15 protein-coding genes are annotated in these 16072 nt (G+C 62.1%); 5 read left to right on the top strand and 10 right to left on the bottom strand.

The window, feature by feature from the left end:
- Window positions 1-21: 21 nt before the first annotated feature.
- From HBOR_RS04550 to HBOR_RS04585, 8 genes are all read right to left on the bottom strand, one after another.
- Window positions 22-648 (bottom strand): hypothetical protein, encoded by a 627-nt coding sequence (locus HBOR_RS04550; protein ID WP_006053763.1) that lies wholly within the window; start codon window positions 646-648, stop codon window positions 22-24.
- Window positions 645-1493 (bottom strand): hypothetical protein, encoded by an 849-nt coding sequence (locus HBOR_RS04555; protein ID WP_006053764.1) that lies wholly within the window; start codon window positions 1491-1493, stop codon window positions 645-647. The genes HBOR_RS04550 and HBOR_RS04555 overlap by 4 nt, the downstream gene beginning before the upstream one ends.
- 61 nt (window positions 1494-1554) lie before the next feature.
- Window positions 1555-2391: an RAD55 family ATPase gene (locus HBOR_RS04560; protein ID WP_006053765.1), complete on the bottom strand. Its 837-nt coding sequence runs from the start codon at window positions 2389-2391 to the stop codon at window positions 1555-1557.
- 24 nt (window positions 2392-2415) lie between these two features.
- Entirely contained in the window at window positions 2416-3393 is a 978-nt protein-coding gene (locus HBOR_RS04565; RefSeq protein ID WP_006053766.1) for a beta-ribofuranosylaminobenzene 5'-phosphate synthase family protein, read from the bottom strand.
- Between the two features lie 849 nt (window positions 3394-4242).
- Complete coding sequence (locus tag HBOR_RS04570) at window positions 4243-4566, bottom strand: DUF7126 family protein (RefSeq protein WP_006053767.1); 324 nt, start codon at window positions 4564-4566, stop codon at window positions 4243-4245.
- Window positions 4563-5480 (bottom strand): glutamine-hydrolyzing GMP synthase, encoded by a 918-nt coding sequence (gene guaA, locus HBOR_RS04575; protein WP_006053768.1) that lies wholly within the window; start codon window positions 5478-5480, stop codon window positions 4563-4565. The genes HBOR_RS04570 and guaA overlap by 4 nt, the downstream gene beginning before the upstream one ends.
- Window positions 5480-7141, bottom strand: coding sequence for a CTP synthase (locus tag HBOR_RS04580; protein ID WP_006053769.1), 1662 nt, complete (start codon window positions 7139-7141; stop codon window positions 5480-5482). Before HBOR_RS04580 ends, guaA begins: the two co-directional genes overlap by 1 nt.
- A 177-nt stretch (window positions 7142-7318) precedes the next feature.
- Window positions 7319-8719 (bottom strand): saccharopine dehydrogenase family protein, encoded by a 1401-nt coding sequence (locus tag HBOR_RS04585; RefSeq protein ID WP_006053770.1) that lies wholly within the window; start codon window positions 8717-8719, stop codon window positions 7319-7321.
- A 137-nt stretch (window positions 8720-8856) separates the two neighbouring features.
- On the opposite strand from HBOR_RS04585, the gene HBOR_RS04590 reads away from it, so the two are divergent.
- Together HBOR_RS04590 and HBOR_RS19910 are read left to right on the top strand one after the other, a co-directional pair.
- Window positions 8857-9657 (top strand): aldo/keto reductase, encoded by an 801-nt coding sequence (locus HBOR_RS04590; RefSeq protein WP_013440511.1) that lies wholly within the window; start codon window positions 8857-8859, stop codon window positions 9655-9657.
- A gap of 143 nt (window positions 9658-9800) precedes the next feature.
- Window positions 9801-9968 (top strand): hypothetical protein, encoded by a 168-nt coding sequence (locus HBOR_RS19910; protein WP_162531005.1) that lies wholly within the window; start codon window positions 9801-9803, stop codon window positions 9966-9968.
- Window positions 9969-10014: 46 nt separating this feature from the next.
- Here the strand turns inward: HBOR_RS19910 and ppc are convergent, their stop codons facing one another.
- Complete coding sequence (gene ppc, locus HBOR_RS04595; protein WP_006053773.1) at window positions 10015-12708, bottom strand: phosphoenolpyruvate carboxylase; 2694 nt, start codon at window positions 12706-12708, stop codon at window positions 10015-10017.
- 120 nt (window positions 12709-12828) lie between these two features.
- Here ppc and HBOR_RS04600 point away from each other — a divergent pair, with 120 nt between their 5' ends.
- The 3 genes from HBOR_RS04600 (at window position 12829) to HBOR_RS04610 (ending at window position 15691) form a co-directional block, all read left to right on the top strand.
- A complete protein-coding gene (locus HBOR_RS04600; RefSeq protein ID WP_006053774.1) occupies window positions 12829-13053 on the top strand; it encodes a hypothetical protein in 225 nt (74 codons plus the stop codon).
- Window positions 13054-13195: 142 nt separating this feature from the next.
- Window positions 13196-14032 carry a hypothetical protein gene (locus HBOR_RS04605; RefSeq protein WP_006053775.1) on the top strand — a complete coding sequence of 279 codons (837 nt, stop codon included), beginning with the start codon at window positions 13196-13198 and terminating at the stop codon, window positions 14030-14032.
- Between the two features lie 84 nt (window positions 14033-14116).
- Window positions 14117-15691: a succinic semialdehyde dehydrogenase gene (locus HBOR_RS04610; protein WP_006053776.1), complete on the top strand. Its 1575-nt coding sequence runs from the start codon at window positions 14117-14119 to the stop codon at window positions 15689-15691.
- A gap of 9 nt (window positions 15692-15700) precedes the next feature.
- Here HBOR_RS04610 and HBOR_RS04615 read toward each other — a convergent pair whose 3' ends face one another.
- The gene (locus HBOR_RS04615; RefSeq protein WP_006053777.1) at window positions 15701-16009 is read right to left on the bottom strand and encodes a ubiquitin-like small modifier protein 1; all 309 of its coding nucleotides are present in this window, start codon (window positions 16007-16009) and stop codon (window positions 15701-15703) included.
- Between the last annotated feature and the right edge of the window lie 63 nt (window positions 16010-16072).

Consider the following 16072-nt stretch of genomic DNA (forward strand, 5'->3'; position numbering starts at 1 on the left):
GTGTTACACGCCTCGCGCGGGTCAGTCGTCGTCTTCGACCATCGGACAGTCCCGAACGCGGAACCGGTCCATCTCGACGACTTCGACAATCTCCGTCCCGTCGTGGGTGCAGGCGAGTTCGGGCGGGTCGGCGAAGTACGGGCAGTGGTGACAGAACTCCGATTTCGGGACGATATAGTCCTCGTAGCCCGGCAACTCGTCGTCTATAGACTCGGCCGCCCCACGCGCGCCAACGCTGATGGTCGCGCTCTCGTCTTCGACCAACCCAGCCCACAGTGTGTCGGAGTCGATCTCTTCGACGTCCATCGACTCGAACAACGACTTCGTATCGTCGCTGTCGGCGCGGTCGCTATCGTCGGCGTCCTTCCGTCGGCGTGCAACCCGCCGTGCGAGGTCCGAAAGCGGCACGTCGTCGTCGGTGGGTGCAGGAGAGTCGGGAACCGCGTTCGTCTCCTCCGAGCGATGTACTGCGTTTGTTGCATCCGACCGGTCCGCCGCGGTGGTGCGGTCGTCACTTTCTCTATCACTGTCGGCTCCGGACATCTCGTCGGTCTCGGCGTCGTGATTCGTTGTTTCGGCAGAATCGTCATCGGTGACGCGCCGAGCGATGTCCGACAGCGGTTCGTCGTCGCCGTCGTCCGTGGTCACTCCTCAGTCACCTCTTCGCTGTCGGTTCCCTCGCGTTCGCGGTTGTCTCGCTCGGATTCGGTGTCTCCGTCATCGAACACCGGTTCCGGCGCAGCGTCCGTCTCGTCCGGCGGTTCGAGCGCCGGTCGGCGGCCGGTCGTGAGCGATGCCGACCCGAAGAACCCCTGTTTCTCTCGGACGCCGTCGAACGTCTCCCGACAGTGCGGACAGTACGGAACGTCCAAAAGAGAGATATCGACCGTGTGTTCGCACGACTGGCAGTTCGCCGTCGAGATTCCCTTGCGGTTCGCTTCGCGCTTGAGTTCGGTCGCCGCCACCCGTTTTGCGGCGGTGCGTTCGGCCTCAGCCGTCCGTTTTCGGAGGTCTACGATGGCGTTCGCTACGGTGTCGAGTTTTGCTTCCGTCTCGTCGGCCGTGTCAGTAAGATACTCCAGTACGTCTTCGTAGTTCTCGAACCCGGCGTCCATCCGACGTTCGAGCTCCGAAACCGTCTCCCGAACGTCGGCGACTGCGTTGAGTGCGCTCTCGGTGTCGGCCGCCAGCTCGGGATGACCGTGGTCTTCCGGCGCTTTCCGGTCCGATTCGCGCTTTACCTGAATGACCCGTTCTCGAAGGTCTGTTACCTTCTCGTCGAGGTCGGCTTCGAGGTCGATGACGCGTTCCTCAAGGTCGTCTGCACGACCTCCCAACTCTCCATCCGCAGACAGATCGCCCTCGTCAACGAGTCGGTACGCCGTAAGCGCTCGCTTGACCAGTTCAGACCGGTCTATACCCGACTCAGCCGACTTCTTTTCGACCCATCGCTCTAGTTCGTCCGACAACGTCTCCACCCGGTCCCCTCCCATTCGTCAGAATCTTGCGTTATCCTGACTTAAAGATTGTCTGCTCGCAGGACAACTCGTCAGCTCACCGAATCTTCCGTACGTCACTCACGTCGAATCCGCCGTCGTGTATCTGCGTCTCGAAGCGGACGATATCTTCGGACTCCAATCTGGAGAGGACGCCGCGGAACTCTTGGACGACGAGCGTTCGCGCCCGCTTTGATCCGCCGGTCTCCCACTGGAACTGGAGTGTTCCATCGACCGCGTCCATCAGGTGCGCGAGTTCCGTCCGTTCCAGCGTGTCGCGGCCGACGAGCGCGAGAATGAGACCGCCCCATCGGTGGGCCGCCTTGCTGATTCCACGTATCACCATCGAAATGTCGTTCCACGACATCTCGTCGGAGACGGCCGCAACGAGGTCGGTGATAGAGTCGATGACGACGAGATTACCGCTTGCGTGTTCGCTCAGATAGTTTCCGAGGGCGGTCAACACCGACTCGCGGTTGTGGCGTTGACCGAGGTCTTGGAGCGTCGTGGCTTCACCCGCGTACCACTCGCGCGGGATGGGACTCGGCCGAAAGTACGTCGCAGAGAAGTCGCGGAAGTTGATTCGCTCGGTAGCGGAATCGACCAGCGATTCGTCGAACACGTACGACATCTCCCGGCTGAGACTCTGTTTATCGGCGGTAAAGGAGATGTAGTGGACCTCTGCGGGCGGACTCGACTCCGAGTGGAGGTCGCCGTAGTAGAGATCGAACAGGTCGTCGTCGGTGCCGTAGACAGCGTTCATGGTCGCGCTCGTGAACATGAACTCGCGGGCACCGGCACCGGGTTCGCCGACGAGAAGGACGACCGAGCCGGGTGGTGCGCCGCCATCGATGATACGGTCGAGGCGGGACACGCCGAACGGGATACTGTTCATGCTCGGCAGTTGCCGTGACGTCCGTTAATCGTTTCGCCGGATGTCCGCGCCGGTGTTTCGACCGCGTACGACGCGTACTTCACCGGCCACGTCCGCAGCAGCAAGCGCGGCCTCTCCTGCGTCGCGTGCCTCGTCTGCGTGTTCGGCGTCGGTGATGGCGTAGACGGCCGGTCCCCACGACGACTGTCCCGCACCGTAACAGGCGGGGTTGTCTTCGACGGAGGCGACGAGTTCCCCGACCGGCGGACGGTAGACGCCGCCTTGCTCGTCGGCGTACCACGCGCCGTTGAGACGGCCGATTTCGGAGACTGCTTTTCCGAACCGTGACGCGCTTCCGTCGGCAACTGCGGGGAGCAGTCGGCGCGAGAGCACGCCCGAGATGCGGTCTGCGATGTCTGGATCGGCGTGTTCGACCACAGAACGCATACTTTCGTCTTCTTCGTCGCCGTTCCGTCCGGCGTCGGCGTCGGGAACGACGAGCAGAAAGCGCCAGTCGTCGGGGACGGCATGGCGAACGGCGACCGACGGAACGGTCCAGTCGCCGTCGGCCGGTCGGTCGGTGGTAAAGCGTGCCGTCGGATGGCCGGCGTCAACGAGGACGCCACCGGTTTCGAACGAGGCGACGCCGATTCCGGATCGGCCGCCGCGGCCGAGACGAGGAGCGAGTTGCCGTACCGACACCTCGCGGTCGTTCGCGCGTCCGACTGCTACGAGCACGGCGAGCGCGAGTTGCGTCCCGCTCCCGAGACCGGCGTGTCGCGGAAGTGCTGACGACACCGTGACGTCGGCCCCCGGAACGTCGAGGATTTCGACCGCCGTTTCGACGTAGGGCCGAGCGTCCCGGTGTGAGCAGTCAATCCCGTCCGCTGGAGTCGCCGTAACGACGGTTTTCGGTTCGTCAAGACCGACACCGAGTCCGCCGTAGAGCCGTTGGTGGGCGAGGCTTAAGTTGAGAAAGCCGAAGTGGAGGCGAGCACCGGTCGAGACGCGGACGCGACTCATCGGGCGAACTTCCGGACCGGCAAGTATGTTGGTTTCGACGGTGGCAACTCTGGTCGGTGTTGTGAGTCACAGGTCGTTATGGTCGTCCGTACAAGGAGAGATGGTTCCGTTCTCCCGTCCGCCTCGGGTTGGGAACCCGACTGGCACCTCGACGATGAGGGCCAAAGGGCGGGGGGAGAACGGGGGGTGCCTTGGTCTGCCCAATGTGTCACCGAGGCGTGGAGGGGTGGGGTGGGAGCGGCCACGGCCCGGGAACACACGATTTCGGATGCGCCCCGGCGACCCGGGGCGCAGTCACGCTCTGCGTCGGGATAGGCGACAACGCGTACGACGTACGCGCCAGCTGACGACGGCTCGCTGCAGACCGCCGTCGCCTGCTATCGCCATCCGACTGCGGTGAGCGCATCTGCGGGCGCCCATGGTCATCCGCCGGTCCTGCGGGACTCGGAACGTCGTCGGATTTGTGGGGGCGAAATGGACGCCCTGAATACGTCACCGCGTTTTCCGCTTGGGACGGGACGCACTTCAAGCGGGGAGACGCTGAATCAGGATTCAGTCGTTTCAAGGGTTAATCCGCCCATTTAACTCAGTTTAATTCGGCTAAACTGTCGTCTCGAATCCGTCAAACCATTCGGATACATGACAAAACACCCGATCACCATTGCGGCTAGACACACATGCCGGCAGCAGCAGGAACGGAAGCTCTGACTATGAACTGCGACCATTCACACTGTCCGCCTCGGATGCGGAAATATGCACGAAAGTGGTCACCTAAGCCGCACAGATCGGCGGCATTTGGTGTCGTTCGCCACTTCGTGACAGATAAAAATACGAAAAACGAGGGGTCGGCTACTGTTCTGCGAGTTCCTCTGCGACCACGTCGGCCGTGAGGAGTGCGGGATCGACAGCGAGGTCAGTCTGTCCACGGGCGTACTCCGGCAGGGAGTCGCGCGAGTACGTGACGATTCGAACCTCGGGATTTTCTTCGCGTGCGACGGGGATGATAGAGGCGTCGTCCATGTCCGTGAGGACGAGGGTGTCAGCCGAATCGATGCCCGCATCAACGATGGAGTCTCGGGTAGCGACGCCGTTGAGGCGCACCAAGTCGATTCCGAGGTCCGTCAGCGCGTCGCCGAGTCCGTCTTCGTCGGGTCCGGTGATGAGCACGGTCATTCGTACTCGATGGTCGCGGGTGGCTTGTGCGTTACGTCGTAGACGACGCGTGCGACGTTGTCGTTCTGCCCCGTGATACGCGACTGGATGCGCTGGAGCGTTTCCCACGACAGTTCTTGTGCACGTGCGGTCATACCGTCACGCGACTCGACGGAGCGAACGGAAACGATCCATCCGTGGACGCGGTTGTCGCCCTTCACACCAGTTCCTTTGCCGATGACGGCGGCGAACGCCTGCCACGGATCGTACTCCTCCAGTTCCTCTTCGACGACGTGGCACGCGTGTCGTGCCACTTCGACTTTTTCCTCGGTCACTTCGCCGACGATGCGGACGGCGAGACCGGGGCCGGGGAACGGCATGCGTTCGGAGACGACCGATTCGAGACCGAGTTCGCGGGCCACCTCACGAACCTCGTCTTTGTACAGGTCGCGGACGGGTTCGACGATACCCTCGAAATCGACAACGTCCGGCAGGCCGCCGACGTTGTGGTGTGATTTGATGTTGCCCTCGGACTCGATGCGGTCGGGGTAGATGGTCCCCTGCACGAGATAGTTGGCGTCGGTGTCCTTCGCTTCACGCTCGAACTCGCGGATGAACTGCTCGCCGATGACCTTCCGCTTTTCCTCGGGATCGATGACGCCTTCGAGTGCGCCGAGGAACCGGTCTTGCGCTTCGACGACGCGAAGCGATTCCATGTAATCGAACGTCTCGCGGATTCCTTCCGTCTCGCCCTTTCGCATCAGGCCGGTATCGACGTAGACGGGGGTGAGTTGGTCACCGATTGCACGGTACGCGAGGGCGGCGGCGACCGACGAGTCCACGCCGCCGGAGAGAGCGATAATCGCGTTCGCATCGCCGACCGTCTCCTGAATCTCCTCGGTTGCTTCCTCGATGAACGAATCAGTATTGACCATTATGCTTGCACCTCCGCGTCCGCGACAATTTCACGTGCGTCCAGTTCGCCGAGTACAGCCTTCACGAAGCCGACGAACGGGGGACTTGCCCGATCCGGGCGCGAGCGGAACTCGGGATGGAACTGCGTCCCGAGGAAGTACGGGTGGTCCGTCCGTTCGAGAATCTCCATGCGGTTGCCCGCTCGTCCGGAGAACGTCAGCGCGCCGTCTTCGAGGTCGTCGATGTAGTCGGGTGCAACCTCGTATCGGTGACGGTGGCGTTCCGTACAGACGGTGTCGCCGTAGACGTGCGCCGCCAGCGAATCTTCGGTGATGTCCGTCTCGTGCGCGCCGAGACGCATCGTACCGCCCATGTCTTCGGTCTCGTACTGTTCGGGGAGCAGATCGATAACGGGGTCGGACGTATCGGAGTCGATCTCCGCCGAGTGGGCGTCCTCGTGGCCGAGAACGTTCCGCGCGTGTTCGACGACGGCCATCTGGAAGCCGAGACAGAGACCGAGGAACGGAACGTCGTTCTCACGGCAGTAGCGAATCGCCTCGATTTTCCCGGCCGTCCCACGCGTCCCGAATCCGCCGGGAACGACGACGCCGTCGGCTTCTTTCAGACGGTTTTCGTGTTTGTCGAGCATCTCGTCTGAGTCCACCCAGAGGATGTTCACGTCGGTCTTCGTCTCGATACCGGCGTGCTTCAACGCCTCGTTGACGGACATGTAGGCGTCTTCGAGGTCGTACTTGCCAACGAGAGCGATATCGACCTCTTGTTCGCGCTCGCGCGTAACGAGTTCGCGCCACTCGTTGTCGCGTTCGGGCTTCGGACGCGCCTCCGTCGAGAGGCTCAGTTGCTCCATCACGTACTCGTCGAGGCCTTCCTCTTCGACCATCAGCGGCACGTGGTAGATGTCCTCCACGTCGGAGTTCGAGAACACCGCTTCCGTGGGAACGTCGCAGAACAGCGCAATCTTCTCTTTCGTGCTGGCGTCGAGTTTGTCCGGGCTTCGGCCGACGAGAATATCGGGTTGCAGGCCGATGCTCCGGAGTTCCTTTACGGAGTGCTGCGTGGGTTTGGTCTTCTGCTCGCCGTTTTTCGAGTACGGGACGAGTGTGACGTGAGTAAAGAGAATATCGTCGTCGTCTTCCTCGTGAGCGAACTGTCGAAGCGCTTCGAGGAACGGCATGCCCTCGATGTCACCCACAGTGCCGCCAACTTCGACGATACAGACGTCCGTCCCCTCGGCCGCCTCGCGGATACGCCGCTTGATGTCGTCGGTGACGTGCGGGATAATCTGGACCGTCTTTCCGAGGTAGTCGCCCGCGCGCTCCTTCTCGATGACGTGTTGGTACGTTTTGCCCGTCGTGACGTTGTGGTCGGAAGTCATATCCTCCCCGAGGAATCGTTCGTAGTTCCCCAAGTCGAGGTCAACCTCGCCGCCGTCTTTCAGGACGTACACCTCACCGTGTTGGTACGGGTTCATGGTCCCGGCATCGACGTTCAGATACGGGTCAATCTTGACTGCAGTCACGTCGAACCCGGCGTTCGAGAGCAGTCTGCCCGTACTCGCGGCTGTGATGCCTTTGCCCAGTCCGGACATCACACCTCCTGTTACGAAAATGAACTTCCGACCCAGAGACGGGTCGTACCCGGTTTCGGGTTCCTTCGGCATACCGACTGTGAGCCAGCACAGGTCAAAACCGTTTCGGAGCGTCCGATTCATTGCCAGACACCCCCACGTTCCTCACTTCTGAGAGGTTCGAAGCACTCGATTCGGAAGCCGTTTGGCGGTTCGTTCGATGTGTGTCCGAACTGACTCCCGAACGCGAATCGTTTGCTGTTCTCTGTGCTACTCTTCGGCCGCTGCCTCGCCTTCAGTCGTTTCCGCTTCGGCTTCTTCGGTCGCCTCCGCTTCAACCGTCTCCGCTTCGGCCGTCTCCGCTTCGGCCGTCTCCGCTTCGGCCGTCTCCGCTTCAGTCTCACGACGGCGAATCACAGGTTCGGCCTCGTCCGAGAGCGGCCGTGGGGAGGGTGTGTCAGCCTCATCGTCAGCCGCGTCTTCGGCTTCGTCACTCGATTGCTCGTCGTCGTCGAGGTCGATAGTGACGGCATCGTCGTCGAGTGCGACCTCGGCTTCCGCGTCCTCGCCGTCCGCCGCTTCGTCCGACTCCCCTCCCGTCTCGCGGGCGACGATTTCGTCGTCCTTCAGATCAATCCGTTCGACGCCCGGAATCTCCAGAATCAGGTCGGGTCCGAACGCTGCCGCGGGCGTCTGGTAGCCGGTCGGTGCCTCGCCGTTGAGCGTCTTCTTCGCGCAGAGAAGCGCGGTCTGCACAGTTATCGCGTACGTGTTGGGGGTCCGGAGACGAGAGACGACGCGGTCTGTGGGCGACCGGGCCTCTCCCCAGATACGCGCTTCGGACGATCCGCGTTCCCGTTCGTCGGGGCCTTCGACGTAGCGCTCGATGGCGCGTTGGAGCATCGACTGGGCGGGTTTCGTGTCGAGGAGTCCACCGAGAAGCGACGTTCCCGTCAGAGCGCTGCGCGCCTTCGACGGAAGCGAGAGGTACACTTCGATGTTCGGGATTTCGGTGGTGACGTACGCCGTCGAAACGTCGCCCCACGGGATAGTGACTGCGCGGTGGAGGCCTTCACCGAAGTCGATAGCGCGGGTCTTGTGTCCGGTTGGAACCCACCGCAGGTCGCCGTCTCGGCGCACGGCACCGCCGCCGGACATATCCCCGAGTGCGGTTTTGAGCGTCCCGGGCGAGATGGAGCCGTCGGATTCGAGTGCCAGCGTGAGATGCGTCGCCTCGGGGAGACGGGATTTGAGATGCGCGGCGAGACAGTCAGTCGGGACCACGTCGAAGCCGACACCGGGAAGCAAGGTGATCCCTGCCTCGTCAGCTTCGTCGCTTCGGCGTTTGATGCGCTCGAAGACGGGGATTTCGCCTGTAATGTCGAGGTAGTGCGTCTCCGTCTCGATGCAGGCATCGACCATGTGGTCGGCCGTCTCGTCGAACGGTCCCGCGCAGTTGAGAACGAGGGACACGTCGTCCAGCATCGTCGCGGCCTGCGACACGTCGAACGTGCGGTAGGGGAGGTCAAGTTCGTTGGCGACATCGCGCGTCCGCTTCTCGTCGCGGCCCGCGAGGACCACATCGAGGTCGCGGTCGGCCGCTTCTTCGGCGATGAGGCGACCGGTGTATCCGTACGCGCCGTAGACGAGGAACCGAGAGTCGTCGGACATGGCTCGGAGTTGGGTCGTCGGAAGGTTATTCGTACCGCTTCGTCGGGCGGGGCCGCCGAACGGGACCCCACCGTCCGAAACCCGAGTTGTCTGCCGGGACCGACGCTGTTGAGGCCGCGGCGTGTGAACGCCGCCGCATGGAAATACCGAATCTCGGCTTCGGAACGTATCAGATGGACGACCGCAACGAATGCGTTCGGGCCATCGAACTGGCGATGGAGACGGGATACGAACACGTCGATACCGCGCAGATGTACGACAACGAGGCGTTCGTCGCGGCGGGCCTCGACGAATCGGGTATCGACCGCGATGAGGTGTTCGTAGCCACGAAACTCGACACGGACAACCTCGCGTATGACGACGTAAAGCGGACGGCGAAAGAGAGCGCGGAGAAACTGGGAACCGACACCATCGACCTGCTGTACGTCCACTGGCCGATAAACACGTACGACCCAGTAGAGACGCTTTCCGCACTGGACGAACTCGTCGAGGAGGGCGTCATCGAACGAGTCGGTCTGAGCAACTTCCGCCCAGACCAGTTAGAAGACGCCATCGAGCATCTCGATGAGCCGCTCTACGCCCATCAGGTCGAGATGCACCCGATGCTCCCGCAGGAAGAACTGCACGAACTCGCCGTCGAACACGACCACCAACTCGTCGCCTACTGTCCCATCGCACGCGGACAGGTAGCTGACGTTCCCGAGATTCAGGCGGTCGCAGAGAAACACGATGCGACGCCCGCACAGGTGTCGTTGGCGTGGCTGATGGGCAAAGAGAACGTCACAGCTATCCCGAAAGCCGCCTCGCCTGACCACATCCGCGAGAACTTCGCCGCCCGCGACCTCGAACTGGACGACGCGGACCGCGAGAAGATAGACGGAATCGAGACGCGAGAGCGCATCGTTGACTTCGATGAAGCGCCGTGGAACAACGCCTGAGCGCCACGCTGTCGTCACGGTAATCGACGTCCCGCTTTCGGCCGTGTCTGATATCCGTTATCTCCGACAGAAGACGTTCTCAGTTCCCAACACGTCGGATTTCGGTGGCAAGTTTTACGAATAGTCGTGGCAAAATTCCGCGTATGGAAGTGGCAATCGTAACGTGTCCACACTGTGGGCAGACGGTGGAGGCAAAAGACCCGACAGGCGGTCGCACCGGGGGCGTCCGCCGACGGTTGAAATCGGAGTATCGGGCGACCCGAAACACCTGTCCGGAGTGCGGGTCGGAGTACGACATCAGAAACCCGTAGTCGTCAGTGCTAACGGAACGGGTGAGCCGGGTCCATCAGCCCCTTCTTATCCGGTGTTTTTCATTCCCGCCGCGATTCCTTTCACCGTCAATCGAAGCGTCCGTTCTTCGTCTTCGGTCCGGTGCGTCTGCGAGAGCAGATGCGTCTGGAGGAGGTTCAGCGGATCAACGTAGGGGTTGCGGCGGCGAAGGCTCTCGTCTAACCACTGGCGTTTGAGAAGCGATTCTCGACCGATCACGTCGAGGACGAGGTCGTGAGCGCGCTCGTACTCCTCGAAGAGACGCGGATAGAACGCCTCGCGCAGGTCGTCGTCCGCGAGAGCCGCGTAGTGTTCTGCGATGCCGAACTCGGTCCGCGCGAGGGCGAGCGAGGCGTTATCCAGCGTCGTCCGGAAGAACGGCCACTCGTCGTACATCTCTCGGAGGGTGGCTCTGTCGCCACCCTCATCGAGATACGTCTGGAGGCCCGTTCCGAGCGCGTACCAACCGGTGATGATACAGCGCGACTGGGTCCACGAGAACACCCACGGGATGGCCCGTAAGTCTTCGACAGTTCGCTCACCCGACCGCGAGGCGGGTCGAGAGCCGAGGTTGAGGTCTTCGATGACCGTAATCGGCGTCGCCTGCTCGAAGTAGGAGACGAAGCCTTCGGATTCGAGGAGGTTACGGTACTCCTGTCGCGCCGCTGCCGCCATCGTGTCCATCGCGTCGATCCACGCCTCGGGAACGTCCTCTTCGGGTTCCTGTATCGCCTCGTGGCGCGCGCGGACTTGCGCGTTGAGCATCTGTTCGAGGTTGCGCTCGGCGATATGGGGGTTGGCGTACTTCTCCGCGATAGCCTCACCCTGTTCGGTGAACTTGATCTGGCCGGTCACCGTCTCGTTCGGCAGCGCCAGCATCGCCTCGTTCATCGGGCCGCCGCCCCGGGAGATAGAACCTCCCCGCCCGTGGAACAGGCGCATTTTCACGTCGAAGTCGTCGCAGATGGCTGCAAGACGGCGCTGGTTCTTGTAGAGGTCCCAGTTCGCGGCGAGGTAGCCGTTCTCCTTGTTCGAGTCGGAGTAGCCGAGCATAATCTCTTGGACACCGTTACGGGCAGCAAGAACCTGCTCGTATGCCTCGTTCTCGAACAGCGACCCCATGATGCGGCGCGCACCGTTCAGCGCTGACTCGGTTTCGAGGAGGGGAACCACGTCGAGACCGCAGTGGTCCGGCAGGGACACGACACCCGCCTGATCTGCGAGGAACAGCACTTCGAGGACGTGGCTCGGCTCTTCGGTCATCGAGATACAGTAGGTGTCGATAGCGCCGACGCCGTACTCCCGTTGCCACTCGCCCAGCTTCTCGAACCGCGTCAGCACGCGGTCTGCCGTATCCGAGAGGTCCTCGCGGTTCGACAGATCCACGAGCGGTTCGTCCTGCAAGATGGCCTCTGTTAGCACCGCAACGCGCCCGTCTTCGTCGCGGTCGTAGTAGTCAATTCCTTCGCGCGCGAGCGCCTCGTGGACCGCTTCCGTGTGGTTTTCGCGGTGGTCACGCAGGTCGAGGCTGGCGAGTGTGAAGCCGAACGTGTCTACCTGTCGCATCAGCGGACTCACGTACTCGTCAGCGACGACATCCGCGCCGTTGTCACGGAGACTCTGATCGATGATCTCCAGATCTTCGAGGAGTTCGTGGTGGGCTGCGTACCCGTCGGGGCGAACGTCTTCGATGCGGCGGATGCGTTCGCGCATCAGCTTGAGTTTCTGCCGGTAGGGTTCCTCGGGGTAGCGCTCTTCGGTCTCCTCGGCGACGACTGGGAGACGTTCGCGGTCTGCGATCAGCGACCGCTCGAACTCGGCACCCACGTCGATACGCGACCCGTCCTGACTGAGAACGCCCGAGAGGCGTTTGAGGGCGTCGCTGTACTTCTCTAAGACGACGGATCGCTGCCGTGCCAGTGTGTCCTCAGTCACTTCGGGCGTGACGAACGGGTTGCCGTCACGGTCCGATCCGGCCCACGACCGGAACTCGAACAGTTTCGGTACGTCAACTTCAGGATACTCCTCCGCCAGAACGTCCTCGAACTCGGAGTACACCTCTCCGACCACGTCGAACAGGATCGATTCGAGGTACCACTGGACGTTTCGCGCCTCGTCCTGCGGTTCGGGGCGTCGGCCGCGGACCTGCGAGGTCTGCCACAGACTCGTCACCTCGGCGTCAACCTCACGCCACAGTTGCTGCCGTTCGCGGTCGGTGAGGTTGCGTTCGTCCATCTCCTCGATGCGCGAGGCGATAGAGCGGAGCTTCGCTTTTACCGTCTTCCGCCGGGCTTCGGTCGGGTGGGCGGTGAACGTCGGTTCGATGAGTACGTCGTCGAGGACGCGCTGAACCGTTTCGGGGTCGGCGCCGCCGCCTGCGAACGACTTGACAGTGGCGACGAGTCCGTCCTCGAGATCACCCGCCTGTGAGGCCTCGCGGATCGTCCGGACGCGTTCGCGTTCTTCAGCGAGATTAATGAGCTCAAAGTAGGTTGTGAATGCACGAGCGACGACGCTCTCTCCGTCCGGTGAGAGGCCATCGATAACTTGCAGTAACTCCGTGCGTGAGTCGAGGTCTCCTTTTCGGTAGTCGATGGCGGCCGTCCGGATATCCTCAACCGTCTGGAATGACTGCGTAGACGACTGCGATTCCAAGACGTCTCCGAGAAGGGCCCCTAGCTCCCGAACATCTCGTCTGACGTCTCGTGTGTGTAACTCCATACCTTACTATATACTCGCGGCTGTGTAAAAGCCACAAGTCGGTTGAAAATTTTGCCCGACACGCATCACCAGCCTCGTTCGCCGGCACTGTTTTGCCCGGAGAAACCGTATTCGTAACGTATGATCCTCAGAAAGTTGCTCCTCGTACTGGGCGTCCTCGAACTCCTTCGGCCGAAGCGGGTGGTGGATTTCTGGATGGACCTCGCAACGACGGGCGACGTCGAAACCCGCCGATGGGTGTACACGGCCGCACGACTGGAAGGAATCTTCCTCATCCTGTGGGCACTCACCCGTGGCCGGTGCGGCTCAGACGGCGAGTCGGCCGACGAGTCAGACGTCGAGTGAGCCAGATTGTAAAACAGACACCGTTTGACTACCGTCCGTGAAGCAGTCTCTTTGAGACTGCCTGATTCGACGGACAAACCACATTGCGGCACTCGAACGCGGTTTTCGTCACCCTTTTTACCAGCGGGACGAAGGTTCCTGTATGAGCGACAAGTACCCGGACGATTCGGGCCGTCGCCGGTTCGTCAAGGGTGTCGTGGGGGGTGCGACACTCGCTGGCGTCGGCGCAACGGGCGCGACCGCCATCAACTCCGCGACGTCCTCGAGCGGTGCTGGCGGGGGTTCGACGCAGGCGATGGCAATCGAAAATATCGCGGGTCCCGCACCGCGTGGGATGCCGCAGATCCCGATCGAGATCGACGACGAAGGATACCTCAAAGGCATTTGGCCCGAGGTCAAGACCATCGAGCAAAATGGTGTCAAGATCAAAGTCGCCGAACTTGAAGACTACAAAGGGTCCGGGGTGACCTACACCTCCGAGTGGTTCCAGTACTGCGGTGTCGAGTCCTACGCAGGTATCCAACCCGAATACGAGTCGGACAACTACTTCATCTCGGGATCGAACCCCGGATACACGTGGCAGTCTGAGGCGTACTCGGAAGGAGACCGCCTCCACGTGGATGATTTCTCGGACTACAAAGACTGGGGCAACGGCGTCGGCAAATCCGGACTCGGGAAAGGTGCGACTGGTCGATGGCGGTCAGAAGACGCAGAAGACACCATCCCGATTCAGGTCGTCCGCTCGGAGAAGATTGAGGAAGCCGCGAAGGACGACCCGTGGCTCAAGGCCTCTACGCAGGACGGATTCATGGCGTGGCTGAACAAGTGTACGCACTTCTGCTGTGTGCCCAAGTACAAGACGGACGGTTCTGCGAAGTTCAACGCAGAAGACGACGTCTACTGTCAGTGCCACCAGTCGGTCTACGACCCCTTCAGCATCGTCCAGACGCTGTTCGTCGCTCGCCCGCGGCCCCAGTAACGCACTCTCGGCACACCCTCTGACAACCGGTTCTTTTCGACACGTTTCAACCACCTTATACGGTCTGCGGTCAAAGCGCGAGCCATGTCGCTCTCGACGCCGATTGTCGTTCGACGATCCCGCCTTGATGCGCTCTGTGACGCAGTCGTCACTGTTGCTGACCGTCCCTCCCTCTCTGTCGAGTCACCGTTCGACGCGACGACGCTCGGTACCGTGCCAGCATGCAACGCCGACGATGTTCGTGAGGCGTTCGACCGCGCCCGCACGGCACAATCTGAGTGGGCAGACCGTCCGCTCGGTGAGCGTCTCGCGGTGTTCGAACGATTTCACGAACGCGTTCTCGACGAACAGTCGTCGCTGTTGGACGTAGTGCAGGCCGAGACGGGCAAGTCTCGACTTGATGCACACGAAGAAGCCGTAGACGTGGCTTCGACCGCGCGATACTACGCCACCAACGCGCGGTCGTTCCTCGCCAGTCGGCAACGAACCGGTGCCGTGCCGTTCGTCACCCGGACGACTGAACACCGCCGCCCCGTCGGCGTCGTCGGCATCATCTCGCCGTGGAACTACCCCCTCACGCTCTCTATCTCGGACGCGGTTCCGGCGTTGCTGGCCGGTAACGCCGTTGTCTGCAAGCCTGACGAGGGGACACCGTTCACCGCCCTGCGGATTCGAGAACTCCTGATTGAGTCTGGCCTCCCGGCCGACCTGTTCGCCGTCGTGACTGGCCGCGGCGACGACATCGGCGAAACCGTGGTCGAAGAATCCGACTACGTCTGCTTCACCGGTAGCACGGAAGTGGGCCGCACTGTCGCAGCAGCGGCCGGACGGAATTTGATCGACTGTTCGCTCGAACTCGGCGGGAAGAATCCGATGCTCGTCCTCTCGGACGCCGACGTGGACGCCGCCGCCGAGAACGCCGCACAGGCGTGTTTCTCGAACGCCGGTCAACTCTGTATCTCCATCGAACGCATCTACGTCGATAGCGACGTGCGCGAGGACTTCCTCGATGCCTTCGTCAGAGAGACACAGCGACTCACGCTTGGCGCGGGGTACGACTTCGACTACGACGTGGGGACGCTCGCGTCCGAAGCCCAGTTAGAAAAAGTCCAATCGCACGTCGAAGACGCCGTAGAGAAAGGTGCGTCAGTACAGACCGGCGGGCGGCGACGCGACGATGTCGGCCCGTACGCGTACGAACCAACAGTGCTGACCGGCGTGACCGACGAAATGCTGTGTGCTGATGCGGAGACGTTCGGACCGGTCGCCGCAGTGTATGAGGTGTCGGGTATCGCTGACGCCGTCGAACGTGCGAACGAGGGACCGTACGGTTTGAACGCGAGCGTCTGGTCGGGTGATACAGCGCGCGCCGAACAGGTCGCCGCACGCATCGAAGCGGGCACCGTGAACGTCAACGACGGCTACGCCGCAGCGTGGGGGTCGGTGGACGCACCGATGGGCGGCATCGGTGACTCCGGAATCGGCCGACGGCACGGCGAAGTAGGAATGACGCGGTTCACTGAGTCGCAGACAGTAGCAACCCAGCGTGGACGGCCGCTTACCCGCCCATCGGGTGTCCCCCCGCGGCTTTGGACCTTCCTGCTGAACGCCAACGAACGGCTAGCGAATCGGCTCACTGCTTGGCGACGGAGCGGCTGAACGCCTTTCTCAGCGGCGTTCGATTCGGTCGGGGTTTGGAGTCGGCACACATCCGCCGCTGACCGGCGGGAAGAGGGCGAGTTCGTCGCCGTCGCTCACTTCCTCCGAGAGCGACGTGTCCGCACCGTTTCGCAGGAGGTTCACGTGGTCTGCGAGCACGCCGTCGTCGAAGACACGGGTGCGAAGACCGTCGTGGTTGTCCAAGAGTGCGTCCAGTGCGTCTTCGACTGTCGCATCGTCGGCGACGGTGACAGCGGTTTCTCTCTCCCCCGCCACTTCTGCGAGATCGGCGAACAAGCGCCACCGTACGGTCGTCATACGTCGATGTTCTCCGCCGCGGCGTGATGAGTATTGCGCCACGAGCGAGGAGTTCGGCTATCG

It is taken from the genome of Halogeometricum borinquense DSM 11551 (assembly GCF_000172995.2).
Taxonomy (GTDB): domain Archaea; phylum Halobacteriota; class Halobacteria; order Halobacteriales; family Haloferacaceae; genus Halogeometricum; species Halogeometricum borinquense.